General features: G+C 66.5%; 12 protein-coding genes. 10 read left to right on the top strand and 2 right to left on the bottom strand.

Annotated features, from left to right (window positions below; all coding sequences use genetic code 11):
- Window positions 1–3: 3 nt before the first annotated feature.
- The gene (locus tag QRN25_RS09625) at window positions 4–1,188 is read left to right on the top strand and encodes an MFS transporter (protein ID WP_285019146.1); all 1,185 of its coding nucleotides are present in this window, start codon (window positions 4–6) and stop codon (window positions 1,186–1,188) included.
- On the opposite strand, the gene QRN25_RS09630 is transcribed toward QRN25_RS09625, so the two are convergent.
- Window positions 1,157–1,486: a DMT family transporter gene (locus QRN25_RS09630; protein ID WP_285019148.1), complete on the bottom strand. Its 330-nt coding sequence runs from the start codon at window positions 1,484–1,486 to the stop codon at window positions 1,157–1,159. The two genes, QRN25_RS09625 and QRN25_RS09630, sit on opposite strands and share 32 nt — an antisense overlap.
- Window positions 1,487–1,546: 60 nt before the next feature.
- Window positions 1,547–2,455, bottom strand: coding sequence for a LysR family transcriptional regulator (locus QRN25_RS09635; protein ID WP_285019150.1), 909 nt, complete (start codon window positions 2,453–2,455; stop codon window positions 1,547–1,549).
- Window positions 2,456–2,544: 89 nt separating this feature from the next.
- Here QRN25_RS09635 and QRN25_RS09640 point away from each other — a divergent pair, with 89 nt between their 5' ends.
- From QRN25_RS09640 to QRN25_RS09680, 9 genes are all read left to right on the top strand, one after another.
- The gene (locus QRN25_RS09640; protein ID WP_285019152.1) at window positions 2,545–3,255 is read left to right on the top strand and encodes an SDR family oxidoreductase; all 711 of its coding nucleotides are present in this window, start codon (window positions 2,545–2,547) and stop codon (window positions 3,253–3,255) included.
- A gap of 382 nt (window positions 3,256–3,637) precedes the next feature.
- On the top strand, window positions 3,638–6,265 hold the full coding sequence (locus tag QRN25_RS09645; protein ID WP_285019154.1) for a TonB-dependent receptor plug domain-containing protein: 2,628 nt from the start codon (window positions 3,638–3,640) through the stop codon (window positions 6,263–6,265).
- The gene (locus tag QRN25_RS09650) at window positions 6,265–7,383 is read left to right on the top strand and encodes a pyridoxal phosphate-dependent aminotransferase (RefSeq protein WP_285019156.1); all 1,119 of its coding nucleotides are present in this window, start codon (window positions 6,265–6,267) and stop codon (window positions 7,381–7,383) included. The genes QRN25_RS09645 and QRN25_RS09650 overlap by 1 nt, the downstream gene beginning before the upstream one ends.
- A complete protein-coding gene (locus tag QRN25_RS09655; RefSeq protein WP_285019158.1) occupies window positions 7,380–8,558 on the top strand; it encodes a dipeptidase in 1,179 nt (392 codons plus the stop codon). Before QRN25_RS09650 ends, QRN25_RS09655 begins: the two co-directional genes overlap by 4 nt.
- Window positions 8,559–9,359: 801 nt before the next feature.
- The gene (locus QRN25_RS09660; RefSeq protein ID WP_285019160.1) at window positions 9,360–10,052 is read left to right on the top strand and encodes a TetR/AcrR family transcriptional regulator; all 693 of its coding nucleotides are present in this window, start codon (window positions 9,360–9,362) and stop codon (window positions 10,050–10,052) included.
- Window positions 10,053–10,169: 117 nt separating this feature from the next.
- Complete coding sequence (locus tag QRN25_RS09665) at window positions 10,170–12,548, top strand: TonB-dependent receptor (RefSeq protein ID WP_285019163.1); 2,379 nt, start codon at window positions 10,170–10,172, stop codon at window positions 12,546–12,548.
- A gap of 1 nt (window position 12,549) precedes the next feature.
- The gene (locus QRN25_RS09670; protein WP_285019165.1) at window positions 12,550–13,884 is read left to right on the top strand and encodes an LLM class flavin-dependent oxidoreductase; all 1,335 of its coding nucleotides are present in this window, start codon (window positions 12,550–12,552) and stop codon (window positions 13,882–13,884) included.
- Entirely contained in the window at window positions 13,881–15,254 is a 1,374-nt protein-coding gene (locus tag QRN25_RS09675; RefSeq protein ID WP_285019167.1) for an MFS transporter, read from the top strand. The genes QRN25_RS09670 and QRN25_RS09675 overlap by 4 nt, the downstream gene beginning before the upstream one ends.
- 13 nt (window positions 15,255–15,267) lie before the next feature.
- Window positions 15,268–16,065, top strand: coding sequence for an SDR family NAD(P)-dependent oxidoreductase (locus QRN25_RS09680; protein WP_285019168.1), 798 nt, complete (start codon window positions 15,268–15,270; stop codon window positions 16,063–16,065).
- Window positions 16,066–16,067: the final 2 nt, after the last annotated feature.

Below are 16,067 nucleotides of genomic sequence, written 5' to 3' on the forward strand. Positions count from 1 at the left end.
CGGATGGGCACCGCGCCGCGCAAGTCGTTCGCTCTAACCGTCGCCGGGATCGGCGCGGCGACCGGCGCGGCGCATATCGGCAATAACTTCACCACCTACCTCGTCGGCGGGCTGATCGACCGCTACGGCTTCACGCCCGTCCAGATGGGCGCATGGAGCATGGCCGAGACGCTCGCCTACGCCGCCGCGATGTTCCTTGTCGCCCCGCGTGCGCAGGGCACCAGTGCCCGCGCGCTGGCGATCGTCGCCACGCTGCTGGTGGTTATCGCGCAGGCGGCTTCGGCCGGGCTGTCGCTTTACCTGCCGCTGCTGGCGGGGCGCGTGGCGACGGGCTTCGGCTTCGGGTTGATGAACAGCGCGGTCAACCTCGCCGCCGGGCGCACCGACCATCCGGCGCGCGCGATCTCGGCGGGGATCGCGGTGCAGACGGTGCTGTTCGCCGCCGTCAACATCGGCCTGCCGATGGTGGGCGCCAGCCACGGCGTATCCGGCATGTTCGCGGCGCTCGCGGTGCTGTCGGCGGTGTTCGGCCTCGGCACCCTGCTACTGCCGACGGGCCGCGCGCCGGTTTCGGGGCCGGTCACCGCAGGCTCCCACCGCGCACCCATCGGCCCGGACGGCTGGCGCGTGCTGGCGGCGATGGCTCTGTTCGCGTTCGGCAGCCTTGCCATCTGGCCGTTCATGGAGCGCGCCGCGCATGCCATCGGCCTGCCTGCCACCACCTTCGGCCGTTATCAGAGCCTGGCCACGCTGCTCAGTGCCGCGGGCAATCTGGCCCTGATGGCGGTGGTCGCGCGATTGCCGCGCCTCGCGCCGATGGCGCTCGCGCTGGGCGCCTGCGGCATCGCCTGCGCGCTGCTGACGACCGTGACCGCACCCGGCCTCTTCGCCGCCGCGCTGATCCTCTACAATGTAAGCTGGTTCATCACGTATCCGCTGCTGCTGGGCCTTGCCTACTCGACCGATCCGACCGGGCGGCTGGCGGTGATGACCACCGGCACCTGGCTGCTGTTCCAGTCGCTCGGCTCGCTGGGCGCCGGGTTCATCGCACAAGGCTTCGGCGGCTATCAGCCGGTCGGACCGCTGGGCCTTGGTGCCTGTGTACTGGCGATTGCCGCCGCCTGGCCGCTGGCAGCGCGACTCGACCGTATGCGCCTCAGTGCCCCGCCGGTTTTGAAAACAGGTTGATGACGAGCGTGCCGGCCAGGATCAGCGCGATCCCCGCCAGTGCCGGTGCGTCCAGCTGCTGGCGATAGGCCACCAGCCCGATCACCGAGATCGCGACGATCCCCACGCCCGACCAGATCGCATAAGCCACCCCCATCGGGATCGTGCGCAAGGCAACCGAAAGACAGAAGAACGCCGCGACGTAGCACGCCACCGTCACGGCGGTGGGCACCGCGCGGGTGAAGCCGTCCGTCGCCTTGAGGGCGGATGTGGCGATGATCTCGAAGCCGATGGCGCCGACAAGGTAGAGCCAGTTCATGGGGTGCTGCCTATCCAGACCCGCTGTAGCTCGCAACCACATTGCCACGAGCACGCTTCTTCAGGGGGCGGCGAGAAGAGCGCAGGTGGAGCGCACGATGGCGTCTATGGTGAGACGCAGGCGCGGCAACATCACCGGCGATGTCACCCACAGCGCATTCACGGGCAGATGCCCTGATATCCGATCTTCCAATATCGGTACCAGGGCGCCAGAGGCGATCTCGTCAGCAACGAGCCACGCCGGTACAAGGCCCAGTCCATGGCCGCCTCGGATCGCGGACAAGGTCAATGCACTGCCATCGAGCAACAGGCTGGCCGATGGTTCGTATGTGACCCGGTCCCCATCTGGCATATCGAAATACCAGGACGCAGCGCGCCCATTTCGCGAGGACGCAATCAGGCTATGCTCTGATAATTCGCGCACTTCCTTTGGATAGCGCCGATCCACGAAATAGGCCGGTGCGCCGCACAGAACCACGCTTTGCACGCCAAGGTGCCGTGCCGTCACTCCGGAAAGATCAGGTAGCTGGCCTATACGGACCGCAACGTCCACCCCATCGCCTGGAAGGTCAGTCAGCCCCGTCGAAGTCGAAATATCAAAGCGCAGGTGGTGCCATTGATGGCATAAGGCATATAGGGCAGGCGCTATGACCTGCGTGCCAAGGAGCGGCGGCAGGCTTAGTCGGACGATGCCGGAAGGCTCTGCGCTGAACGATGCAAGCTCCGCTTCCACGCGCTCGATCCGATCACGCGCTTCCTGACAGGCTTCGCGATAAATGATTGCCTCCGCAGTTGGAGCCAACCGCCGGGTCGTGCGATGGAACAATCTGGTCTTCAGGCGACCTTCCAGCCTGGCCACCGCCTTTGCCACCGCCGAGGCAGTCACCCCTAACCGAGCCGACGCGGCTGCGAAGCTTCCTGCCTCGCACACCGCCAGGAACACGCTGATGTCATCGCCCGTCTGCCGCATTGCGACTTGCTTACTCCGGATTTCAAAGCATTAATGAGGGGAATTTTAATCGCTTTAGGCAATTGAAATTCCCGAATACCGTTGGTCGCATGAGCAGTAAAGCAACGTACGCCATCCTTGGCGGGACATCCGGCATTGGTTTTGCCGTTGCCCTAAAAATCATCGAGCGAGGGGACCGCGTCCTGGTGGGCGGACGCTCCCCGGAGCGCCTTGCCGGCGCACTGCAAAGGCTGGGACCTCATGCCCGTGGCCGGACCCTCGACGTGACCGCTCGTGCCAGCCTCGAGGCGTTTTTCGCCGATGCTCCGCAGCTCTCCGGTCTGTTCACCCCTGCAGCCAGCTATCATACCGGCCCTTTTCGGGAAGGCGCCGCAGAGACAAGCGAAGCCCTGTTCACAGGCAAGTTCTGGAGCCAGTACTGGGCTGTGTTCGCCGCGCTGCCGTACCTCGACGACAAAGCCTCGGTCGTGCTTATGTCCGGCGCAGCCTCGGCACGGCCCATAGGCGCACCGGCCTACGCAGCGTGCAACTCTGCCCTGGAGGGCCTGGCCCGCGGCCTCGCGGTCGAGTTGTCCCCAATCCGCGTCAACTGCCTCTCACCCGGTACGACCGACACGGAATTGTGGCGCAATCGGCCAGCAGAACAACGCGAGGCCGCCTACGATTACTGGAACGGAGTCTGCCTCACTGGACGGCCAGCCGCAGTCGAGGACCAGGCCGCAGCGGCGCTCTTCCTTCTCGACAACGCGAATATGACAGGCAGCACACTGTTTTGCGATGGTGGTTATACGCTTCGGTGATGATCCCGTCGAGAAAATGGCATGATGGTGCTCTCCACGACCAAAAGTGACGCTGACCATAATGACAAGTGACCCTGCCTCGTCGATACGCGGCCCCGCATAACCGTTACCCGGTACGGCAGACCACTTGCCCGCCATCCGTTGCGGGTTTGCCTCAGGCCAGAGCCGCAGCAGTCGGGCATCGCTGTTTAGCCTCCTCTCACGGCAGACCACGATGACGACGATCGCGACAATGTCCCTGGCAGCGCCGAATGGCCGCTAACGCTGCTACTGGATCACTCCCGAAGCCAGCCGCAGCCGCCATCTTCATTCCCGCATAGAATTTCTTTATTTGTCTACCTTTTAAGTAGAGTAATATCGCTGTTCGCAGGGGAGAACATAAATGCGACTATGCTCGGTGCTCATGCTGTCGGCCGCCTGGCTGGCGCCCGTCGGCGCTTCTGCGCAAACCACTCCGGCTTCCGGAACCCCGTCCGATGATATCGTCGTCACGGGCACGCGCTTTTCCAATCGCACGGTCACGACCTCGCCCGTTCCGATCGACGCGCTCAGAGGCGATGACCTGCGCGCTTCGGGCTATCAGGAGACGACCGAGGTGCTGCGTCAGCTGGCTCCCTCCTTCGCCTTCGCCACGCCGACGACGCCGGATGGGAACACTCACATCCACTCCGCATCCCTGAGAGGCCTTTCACCCGATGAGACGCTAGTGCTGGTCAACGGCAAGCGCCTGCACAATGCGGCCTGGGTCAATACCGGCGGCACCATCGGCAAGGGCTCTACGCCGACCGATCTCAACCAGATACCCGCCGCCGCCATCGGGCGGATCGAGATCCTGCGGGACGGCGCCTCGGCGCAGTATGGTTCGGATGCGATCGCAGGCGTAATCAATATATTGCTGCGCGAGGACACCGCGCTGCACGGGTCGGCCAGCGCCGGCACCACGTATGACGGCGGCGGCGACACTTACGAAGTTTCGCTGGGCGGCGGCGTGAAGCTGGGCGAGGACGGCTTCATCAATGTTACCGGCTACTACCGGGACCACAAGGCCGCCAACCGCGCGCAGCCCGACACCCGGCAGTTCTACTTCGGCATATCCCCCACGGGCACGCCGCAACCGCTTTCGGCGCGTTATGGCGCCGGCATCGGCCTCAACCCGCCGGGCGGCGTCAGCGGCACCCGGCTCGACCCGCGCGAAGCCACCGTAAATAGGAACGTCTGGCGCTTTGCCGACCAGGGCGACGTCGAAGATGCAAGCGTGGTCGTCAATCTGGAAAAGCCGCTGGGCTCTGCCGAGCTTTACGGCTCTGGCGGATATCGCGTCAGCAAGGCTCACTCCAACGCCTCGTTCCGCCGCGCCGGGCAGGACGAGAATGTCAGGGCGATCTACCCTGACGGCTTCCTGCCGTTCATCGACACGAAAAGCACAGACTACTCCGCCGGTCTGGGCCTGCGCGGCGACCTCGCCGGTTGGGGATGGGACTTGTCGAGCGTCTATGGCGGCAACAGCATAGAATACCGCCCGAACAATACACTGAACGCGACATTGGGCGCCGCCAGCCCGACGAGTTTCTATGCGGGCAAGTTCACCAACTGGCAGTCGACCACCAACCTGACCTTCACCCGCGATTTCGACATCGGCCTGGCTGCCCCGGTCGGTTTCGCGGCGGGAGCCGAATTGCGGTACGACGGCTACAAGATCTCGCCCGGAGAGCCGGACAGCTATGCCTTCGGGCCAAGCCGTATCCTCGATGGCCCGAACGCGGGCGGTGTGCCGACGATCGGCTCGCAGGGCTTCGCGGGCGTGCAGCCCGGCGATGCGGTGGACACGGACCGCCACGCCGTCGGCGTCTTCGCAGAACTGCAGGCAGAGCCGGTAAAAGGCTGGCAGACCAACCTTGCGGGCCGATACGAGGACTATAGCGATTTCGGAGACACCTGGAACGGGCAGGCGTCGACACGCATCCAGCTGCCTGCCGGCTTCGCCCTGCGCGGATCGGCCAGCACGGGTTTCCACGCCCCCTCGCTCGCTCAGCAGTACTTCAGCTCCACCAGCAGCCGCACCATCGTCAACAACACCACCGGCTTCCCCGAATATGTTCTGGTGCGCACCGCTCCCGTTGGCTCGCCGCTGGCGCAGGCGCTGGGCGCGCAGCCGCTCAAGCCGGAAAAATCCACAAGCTTCGGCGGCGGCCTCACGTTCGCCGGCGGCGGGCTTACGGCCTCGGTCGATTATTACCACATCGACATCGACGATCAGATCGCGCTTTCGTCCAACTACGTCGATGCCTCGGGCAGCAGCCGCTTGCGCGATTACCTCGCCTCCATCGGCATTCCCGGCGTGACGAGCGTGCGCTACTTCACCAATGCCATCGACACCCGCACGCAAGGCGTGGACGTGACCGCGGCCTATACCAGGGCTCTGGGCGAGTGGGGCACGCTGCGGCTGACCGCCGCCTACAACCACAACCAGGTGCGCCTGCGCCGGGTGGGTACGACGCCTGCCCAGATCACTGCGCTCGGCATCACCACGCCGCTGTTCGACGTGAACGAGCGGGTTCGGATCGAGCATGGTCAGCCACGCGACAAAGTGGCGCTGGGCGCGAACCTGAAAGTCGGCGTCGTGACGTTCGACGTACGCGCCACCCGGTACGGCCGGGTGGAGCAGGTGGCGCTGACCAACCAGTCTGCCGCCAATGTGGCGCTGATCGCGCAAGGATCCACGCCGTTCAGGACGGTCGCGACACAGTCGGGGACGGCGGGCAACGTCGATGTGATCCAGCGGCTGGAACCCAGATGGGTCACCGATTTCAGCTTCACCGGCCAGGTCACGCCCAGCATCACCGCGACATTCGGCGCGAACAACCTGTTCAACGTCTACCCGACGCGCAACATCGCCTCCACCCCGCAACTCACCGGCGCGGATACCTTCGGCGCGTTTCCGTACAGCGAGTTCTCTCCCTTCGGCTTCAGCGGCGCGTTCTATTACGCCCGCCTCGGGTTCAGCTTCTGATGGACGCGCGCTGGTCTCTTTCCCGCCGCGCCTGGCTGGGCGCGGCTGCAGTGGCCCCACTGGCAGGCGCCGCTCTGGCCAAGTCCCATCCGGACGTGGCGACAAAGATCCGCCTCGATCTGAACGAGAACGCCTTCGGCCCCTCACCGCGCGTGGCGGAGGCGCTGGCAGCGCATATACGGGGGGTGGAACGCTACGTCGATCAGGGCGAAGTGGACGCCCTCACCCGCCGGATCGCGGCGCTGGAACGCGTCCCGCCCGAGCAGGTCGTGATCGGCGAGGTTCTCGAGCCGCTCGGCCTTCACCTGGCGCGCACCCACGGCGGCGGCGATGTCGTCTACTCTGCGCCGGGCTATACCGCGCTGGTCGATGCGGGCGCCGCGCTGGGGGCACGCGCCGTCGCGATCCCGCTCGACGCATGCCTCGAAAACGACCTGCCGGCGCTGGAGCGTGCGATCACGGATCGGACGATCGCGGTCAACCTCGTCGCGCCGCACAATCCCTCGGGCACTCTGAACGATCAGGCATCGCTCGACGCCTTCATCCGCAGGGCGGCGGCGCGAACCCTTGTCGTCGTCGATGAAGCCTATCTGGAATACGACGATCTTGCAGGCCGCAGCGCCGTGCGGCTCCTTCGGGACGGGGCCAACGTGCTGGTGTTCCGCACGCTGGCCAAAATCTACGGTCTTGCGGGGCTCTCGATCGGTTACGCCGTTGCGCCCGCGCCGCTGGTCCGGACGCTGCGTGACAGCGGCATCGGCAGCCCGCACTCGCTCAGCCGCCTGTCGTTGGTCGCCGCCGCGGCGGCGCTTGCGGATCAGGACCATGTGAGGTCCATCCGCCTGCGAACCGTGGCCGAACGCGAAAGAGTCAGCGCCGTGCTGGACAGGCTGGGCCTGCAGCGCACGGACAGCCGGGCCAGCTTCGTCTATTTCCGATCCCCGCAGGCCGCTGCCCTGCGCGACCGCTTCGGGCAGGCGGGCATCGCCGTGGGGAGGCCCTTTCCCCCGCTCGACGACTGGATCCGCATCACCATCGGCCTGCCGACAGAGAACACCGCCGTCATCCGCGTTCTGGAAAGCGCGCACCCGCACATCCCCGAAAGGAACCAGCCGTGATTGGAAGATCTCTTCTCCTCGCCTGCATCGCGCTGAGCGCTTCATCCGCCGGTGCGCAGACGCTTACCCTCGATCCGCACCTGGACCTGCCCAAGTCCGCCGCCGCGCCGGACTGGAACGGCCTGCATGACGCGACGTCGCAATTCGACCTGGAGCGCGCCCGGAGCGGCGGCCTCAATGCAGCCGCCATCGCCCTGTTCGTGCCGCAGGGCACGCGCGATGCGGCATCGCTGGCGAAGGCCGAGGCCGAACTGCGCGTGCACGATGCGGCGATCCATGCCATTGCGGACCGAAATCCCGGACTGGCGGCGCTGGCACTTTCCCCCGCGGACGTGCGCGCGATCGCCGCATCGGGGCGTTTCGCGGTCATCGAAAGCCTGCTCAACACCTGGCCGCTAGGCGATGATCTCGATGCTTTCGACAAGTGGTATGCGCGGGGCGTGCGGATCGTCGGCTTCGTGCATGCCGGACACAACCAATTCGCCGATTCATCCCGCCCCGCGCTGGCGCTCGGCGACGGTCCGACGCTCAACGGCGGGCTGTCTGCGCTGGGCAAGCGGGCAGTGGCCCGTCTCAACGACCTCGGCATCCTAATCGACGTATCGCAGCTTTCCGATGCCGCTTTCGACCAGGTGCTGCAACTCAGCCGCGCGCCGGTGATCGCCACCCATTCCGACGTTCGGGCGATCGTCGGCAACAGCCGCAACCTGACCGACGCGCAATTGGACGCGCTGAAGGCCAACGGCGGGGTCATCGCGATCAACGCCTTCAGCGCCTACCTGCGGCCCCGCTCGGCACAAACGCTCGACGGAGTCGCCGCCCTCCAGCGTGAGTTCGGCCTTGGCAAGGACGGCGGTGCGCCGCTTTCCGCATCGAGGCAGGCCGAATATGACCGCCGCTATCATGACATCGTGGGCCGGGAGCCGAAGGCCACCGTCGGCGAACTGGTCGACGCCGTCGATTATGCCGTCAGACGCATTGGCGTCGATCACGTCGCCCTTTCGTCGGACTTCAACCATGGAGGCGGCGTCGAGGGCTGGAACAATGTCGCCGAACTCGGCAGCGTCACGGCCGAACTGCGCCGACGCGGATACAGCGCCGCCGACATCGACAAGCTGTGGAGCGGCAACGTCCTTCGCGTATGGCAAAAAGCGATAGATGCACGCAGGAGTTAAGCCTTCGGTCCGGAACGAGAGACGCAAGGACAATCGTGCGGCGGGGTGTTCACTCCCGCTCTGCGATCTGACGGATTCGGAAGGCGCAGCCTTGGCCGGACCGCAAGTCTTGCTCGGTTGCGTCAGGAGCTTCATCCGCAGGGCTCCTTCCATCCGACCGGGCCGATATGCCGAAGATACCGCCCATGCGTAATCAGGCTGACGATCTGGGCGGATGAAAGACCCGTGCAGATCCCGGAAACCGGGATTCGGCGATGGCGTTACTGGTCCGGTTACGGGGCCAAGAGCCCCAGGGCGGTCCAACCAGGCGCCGGGGAAGATCGGCACGTTATGCGTGTTGTCGAACGCAATGCCGCGCACACGGGCATGGTGCGCGAACAGATGATGGCTTTCATGCAGGGTGATGCCGGGAACCCGCTCGATAGGACGTCGCTGCGCCTGCCGGTAGAGAGCCATTGCCGAAGCCTGCGCAGGTGCTTCCCAGCGTGACACGAGGAGACTGTCGAGACACCGCGCGAGGAAGTGGAGGAACTCGGAGAAAGGATGCTCCAGTCGTACCTCGATCAATAATGGCCCGCGCACCGTCGCATCACGGGAAGGCGCCAGATAGGCGGAAGAAATGCGTAAACCGCCTGCTCATCGAACGGGGCTCCGTCAGTCGAGACAGATGCCGGCATGAGCGGGCGATAAAGATGGGCTCCGCCATTCCCGGCCCGGACGCGACTGCCGGTTGCATTCGCGAGGCGCCAGCGTAACGAGGCGGACATAGCTCCCTGCTCCGGCCAATCACGAGTTCTACCGATGGTGCCCTTTCCCGACCTGAAACCGACCACCATCTTTGCGATCGAAGGTGAGGAAACCGGCACCAAGCGCCGCCTGATCGACGCCGGCGAGCGCTTGATGGGCACGCACGGGATCGAGGAACCTTCCTTGCAGGACATCGCCGCAGAGGCCGGGCAAGGCAACAAGTTCGCCGTGCAGTATCACTTCGGCGGGCGGGAAGGCCTGCTGGACGCGATCTTCGCGCTCCGGATGCGCGCGATAGAGGCACGGCGGCGGGAACTGGTCAACCGCGCGGACGAAGGGGGTCTCGACAGCGATCTCAGCGCCCTCGTCGCCGCAGTATTCATCCCCATGTCCGAGCAGATCGACGAGGCCGGACGGCACAGTTACGCCCGCCTGCTGCTGCAATACACCAGCCGCATCGGCTTCGATCCCGCGCGGCGCGACGATCCCTTCAACGCCCGGCGCAGTTTCGTGATCGGCCTGATGGAGCGCATGGCAACACTGCTGGAGATGGACTTCGCGCAGTTCGAACTGAATTTCTACCAGCAGAACGTCGCGATGATCGTGGCATTGGCGGCCAGGGATAATCTCGCATTCCGCAACAGGCCCGTGCCATCGCTTGCAAGGCTCGTCGAGCAGACCGTGGCCATGACCGCGCCGGCGCTGCGCGCGGCAGCCGATTACGCCAGGGTCCACCAGGGCGGCTGATACCGGCCATTCGGGCCAAAAGCTGCGGTTTTCCGGCGCAAAAGAAAACTTCCTCTCGATTCTCTACCTTTTCGGTAGATTAAGTGTCGGCACTTAATCTTGCGTGGGGGTACGAGAATGCACCGGAAATCGAGGAGTGAGCGAGCGGCGGGACGACTGCTCTGGGCGAGCGTCGCATCGATCATGCTGGCGGCCCATTCGACGAGTGCGGCGGCGGCCGACTCGGCAGCGGCCACGGCTCCTGTGGACGGGGCAGAGGCGACCGGCGCCGAAATCTACGTCACCACCCGCCATCGCGAGGAGCGGCTGCAGGACGTGCCGGTCTCCGTCACCGCCGTCTCGGGCGACACGCTCAACGTCCAGCACCTCGACCGCGTCGCCGATTTCGCGGCCAAGCTGCCGAACTTCTCGGCAGTGCAGCAGAACACCCGCGTCTCGGGTATCTATGTGCGCGGGCTTGGCGGCAACGCGAACAACGACGGCGCGGAATCGGGCGTGGGCCTGATCGTCGACAACGTGTTCTTCACCCATGTCGGTTTCTCGTGGCTGGATTTCGTCGATCTCGACCATGTCGAACTGGTCCGTGGTCCGCAGGGCACGCTGCTGGGCAAGAACACCACGATCGGCGCGCTGATCGTGACGACCAAGAAGCCCAGCTTCGACCCCGAACTCAACCTGGAGGCGGGATACGCCAACTTCGGGCGCTACCAGGTCCGCGCCAATGCCACCGGCCCGATCGTCGACGACGTACTGGCCTACCGCGTCACCGGCTATCTCGATCGTTCGGACGGCTGGATCCGCAACAAGGTCGATGGCGAGAAGTACCTCGACGTCAACCGCAAGGCAGTGCGCGGGCAACTCCTGCTCACACTGCCCGACTTCACGAACCGCCTGATCGCCGAATATTACGAGACGAGCGAGTACAACAACTTCTACCCGCCCTTCGCGGATGCAAACACGTATGTAAACGGCACCGCACGCGCTGCAAGCTGGGACAACAAGCTGCGGACCATCTTCGGCTACACCCCGAACTACGATTCCCCGCACAACGCCGACTACAACACGCAGAACCGCATCACCAGCAAGGTCAAGGGCGTGTCGAACCAGTTCGACTGGGAACTGGGCACTCATACGCTGACCTCGGTTTCGGCCTGGCGGCAGCTGCGCTTCCGCCCCAGCAACGACAGCGACGGCTCGCCGTTCTCGATCCTGCGCGCCGGGTTCGACGTCGATGTCGACCAGTATTCGCAGGAATTGCGCATCGCATCGCCCACCGGCGGCGCGTTCGACTATCAGGTCGGCGGCTATTTCCTGCGCGAGGATCTCGTCAGCAACAACCGCTCGACCTTCCAGTCGGATTCGACGCGCTATTTCCTGACCGGCGCGCTGCCCAGCGCCTACCTGCTGCCGCTGATCCTCGACGGGGTGGAATACAGCCAGCGCGGCAAGGCGCAGATCACCAGCGGCGCGGTATTCGGCCAAGGCACCTGGCACGCGACCGACCGCCTCTCGCTCACCGCCGGAGTGCGCTACACGCGCGAGAAGAAGAAGGCCTCGAACACCGGCGAAGTGTCCGGCGGCACCCCGCTGACCGGCGCGCTGGCGGCGCTGGCCCCGGCTCGCGCGGCGATCGTCAGTGCCTTTGGCGGGCTGTTCGCGCTGGAGGGGTCGGAAACCACCACCGGCTGGTCCTGGCTGGTCAACCCGGCCTACAAGGTGACCGACGACGTGCTGCTCTATGCCTCGGTCAGCCATGGCGAGAAGTCGGGCGCGGCCAACCTTTCCGCAACGCCGGGGAAGCCGCTGCTGATCGAGCCCGAAAAGTCCACCGCCTACGAAGTCGGCGTCAAGACCACCTTCGCCGGCAATCGCGGCACCTTCAACGCCAACCTCTACTGGAACGACATCACCGACTTCCAGGCCCAGCAGATCGACCCCAACCGCTTCGCGCTCGGCCAGTACCTGGGCAATGTGGGCCGGGTGCGCCTGCGCGGGGTCGAGGTGGAAGGCGCCTTCGCGGTGGCGGACGGCATCAACATCTCGGCCACCGGCGCCTACAACGACGCCACCTACCGCTCCTACGTCAACGGCCCGGTGCCGGTGGAGTACCAGTACACCGGCGGCCCCACCACGCTCGACTGGTCGGGCAGGCAGGTGGTCGGCGCGGCGAAGTGGAGCGGGCAGGTCAGTGTCGATTTCGACCGCCCGGTCAACGAACGCCTCAACCTGACCGGCTATGCCAACCAGACCTACAAGTCGCGCACCAACCTGCTCAACCCCTACTCCGCCTATGGCAAGCAGGAGGCTTATGGCCTGACCAACGCAGGGCTCGGCATCCGCGCCGCCGACGATGGATGGTCGGTGCTGGTCTGGGGCCGCAACCTGTTCGACAAGCGCTACAACGTCGGCATCGGCACGGCCACGGCGGTCAACCCGTTCCTAGGCATCCTGGGCGATCCGCGCACGTACGGCGTCACCATCAAGGGCAAGTTCTGAGATGCCCGCGGCAGACGGCAAACTGCGCCTCGGCGCATTCATCCAGGGCGTGGGACACCATGTCGCCGCATGGGCCTCACCCGGCGTCGATCCCGGCGCGCTGTTCGACCTCGACCACTACGTGCGCATCGCCCAGACCGCCGAGCGGGCGCGGTTCGACGCGATCTTCTTCGCCGACAACGTGGCGTTGCTGGGCGGCACCAACCCGCTGGTGGAGAAGGCCGCGCCCGTCTACCACTTCGAGCCGCTGACCCTGCTGGGCGCGCTGATCCCGGCGACGCGCCACGTCGGACTGTTGGCGACCGTCTCCACCAGCTACCTCGCGCCCTACCACACCGCGCGCAAGTTCGCCTCGCTCGACAACCTGAGCAAGGGCCGCGCGGCCTGGAACCTCGTCACCTCGGGCACCGAGTTCGAGGCGCACAACTTCGGGCTCGACAACCAGGTCGGCCACGACGAGCGCTACGAACGCGCCGCCGAATATGTCGAGGTCGTGCGCAAGCTGTGGGATAGCTGGGAGGACGATGCCGTCCTGCTCGACCAGGCGGGCCAGCGCTTCTTCGACGTGAACAAGCTCCACCCGGCCGATCACAAGGGTAAATTCTTCAGCGTCGCGGGGCCCGCGCAATGGGCCCGTTCGGTGCAGGGCCACCCGGTGCTGGTCCAGGCCGGATCGTCGGCGGACGGGCAAGCCCTCGCCGCCGCGACCGCCGACGTGGTGTTCACCGCGCAGCAGTTGCGCTCGCACGCGGTCGCCTTCGCGCAAGGGGTGAAGGACCAGGCCGAGGCCAACGGGCGGCGGCGCGACGACGTGCTCGTGATGCCCGGCATCACCGCCTACGTCGGCCGCACCGAGGCCGAGGCGCGCGAAAAGTTCGAGGCGCTGCAATCGCTGGTCGATCCGCGCGCCGGGGTGGGCCTGCTCTCGGCGATCCTGGGCTGGGACCTGAGCGGCGTCGATCTCGACGGCCCCTTCCCCGATGCCCCGCCCACGCAAGGCTGGCAGAGCCGCCAGCAACTGTTCGTCGATCTCGCGCGCGAGGAGAACCTGTCGGTGCGCGAGCTGGTCGGCCGCATCACGGCGGCGCGCGGGCACTGGGTGGTGATCGGCGATCCGGTGCAGGTCGCCGATCGCATGGAGGACTGGTTCCGCGCGGGCGCTGCGGACGGCTTCAACGTGCTGCCGCCCACCTTCCCCGGCGGCCTCGACGATTTCGCCGACCTCGTGGTTCCCGAACTGCAGCGCCGGGGCCTGTTCCGCACCGAATACGAAGGAACCACCTTGCGCGAAAACCTCGGCCTGCCACGGCCCGCCGGACGCAGGAGCGCAGCATGAGCACTGTTCATTCCCAGAACGAGAACCGCCTCGCGGGTTGGCGTCTCGCCGGGCTTGCGGGCGTCGCCTTTCCGCTCGCGGGCGTGGGGCTGCCGCTGGCGGTCCACTTGCCCTCGATCTACGCGCAGGACTTCGGCCTGCCGCTCGCCGCGATCGGGGCGGTGTTCCTGTTCGGCCGCCTGTGGGACATGCTCTCGGACCCGCTGATCGGCCTGCTCAGCGACCGCGCCCGCCCCGCCTTCGGGCGCCGTCGCAGCTTCATCGCCGCCGGCGCGCCGCTGTTCGGCTTAGGCGCGGCGCTGCTGTTCTTTCCGCCGGGCGGCACGATCAACGCCCTGACCCTGGGGGCGGTTCTTTTCGTCGTCTACCTGGGCTGGACGATGGTGCAGGTGCCGCTGCTGGCATGGTCGGGCGAACTGTCGGCACGCTATCATGAACGCACCCGCATCGTGACCTACCAGCAGGTCGTCACGGTGCTGGCCACTGGCCTGGCGCTGGCGCTGCCGACGATCGCCGACCAGGTTCGCCCCGGCGACGGCCAGTTCAAGATGGCGATCATGGGCGGCTGGGTGCTGCTCACGCTGGTCCCGGCGGTGTTGCTGACGCTGTTCGCGGTGCCCGAACCGTCGCCGCCCGCACGCCAGGCAGTGAACCTGCCCTTCGCCCGCGCCGTGGCGCTGGTGGTGAGCGACCGCCTGCTGCTGCGCGTGCTCGGCTCCGACTTCGCGGTGACGCTGGGTCAGTACATCCGCAGCACCTTGTTCATCTTCTTCGTCAGCTTCTACATGGGCCTGCCGCAGTGGGCGAGCGGGCTGTTCCTGTTCCAGTTCGTGTTCGGCGTCTTCGCCGGCCCGATCTGGCTGCGCATCGGCTATCGCCTGGGCAAGCACCGCGCCGCCGTGCTGGGCGAACTGGCGCAGATGGTCATCAACCTGGGCCTGCTGGCGGTGCCCCCCGGCAGCCTCGCGCCCTTAGTCGTGCTGACGGTGGCGCAGGGGCTGGCGCAGAACAGCGGCAACCTGATGCTGCGCTCGATCGTCGCCGACGTCGCCGACAAGCACCGGCTGGAGACCGGCGCCGACCGCGCGGGGCTGTTCTTCTCGGTGTTCAGCCTGTCGGGCAAGGCGGCGATCGCGGTCGCGGTGGGTGTCGCCCTGCCCCTGATCGCCTGGCTCGGCTTCGATCCGCGCGCGGGCGCTGCGTCCGAAGGGCTGGAGGGTCTGAAATGGGTCTTCGCGCTGGGACCGGCGTTGGCGCATGGCTTGTCCGCCGCGCTTGTCTGGGGCTTCCCGCTCGACGAAGATCGCCATGCGCAAATCCGCCGCGCGCTCCAGGCCGGGGACGAGGCCGCCCCGGCTCCCGCCGAATGAGGATGACACGATCATGAGCAGCTTTGCCACCCTGACGAACCCGGTCACCCTAGTCACCGGCGCATCGAGCGGCATCGGCGCCGAGATCGCGCGCGAGGCCGCCCGGCGCGGCCATCGCGTGATCCTGACCGCGCGTCGCACAGACCGGATCGAGGCACTCGCCGCCGAAATCGGCGCGCTCGCCGCGATCCCCGCCGACCTTGCCGCGCCGGGCGGCGTCGCCGGGCTGGTGGCGGAACTTGCCCGCCGCGCGATCGAGGTCGATATCCTCGTCAACAACGCGGGCTTCGGGCAGCAGGGCAGCGTCGCCACCATTCCGTCCGGACTCCAGACCGGCCAGATCGACCTCAACGTGCGCGCCCTGACCGAACTGACGGTGGCGCTGCTGCCCGGCATCGTCGCGCGCGGCGCGGGCGGCGTGTTAAACTTGGCCTCGATCGCCGCGTTCCAGGCGGGGCCCAACGTCGCGGTCTACTTCGCCACCAAAGCCTATGTCCTCTCGTTCAGCGAGGCGCTGCATGAGGAAGTGAAGGCGGCCGGCGTCCACGTCACCGCGCTGTGCCCCGGCCCCACGCGCAGCGAATTCGCCGACGTGGCGCATCTCGACACCACGGCGGCGTTCCGCTCGGCCTCGCTGGTCGCCGATCCGGCGGCGGTGGCGCGCGCCGGGCTCGATGGCCTCGAGCACAACCGCGCCGTGGTCGTACCCGGGCTCGCCAACCGGTTCGCCGCCTTCGGGACGCGGCTGGTCCCCCGCGCCCTGTCGCGCCGAATCGCCGGCAACATGCAGAAACAACCACCACGGAGCTGACC

This window comes from Novosphingobium sp. fls2-241-R2A-195, from assembly GCF_030209485.1.
Lineage (GTDB): Bacteria > Pseudomonadota > Alphaproteobacteria > Sphingomonadales > Sphingomonadaceae > Novosphingobium > Novosphingobium resinovorum.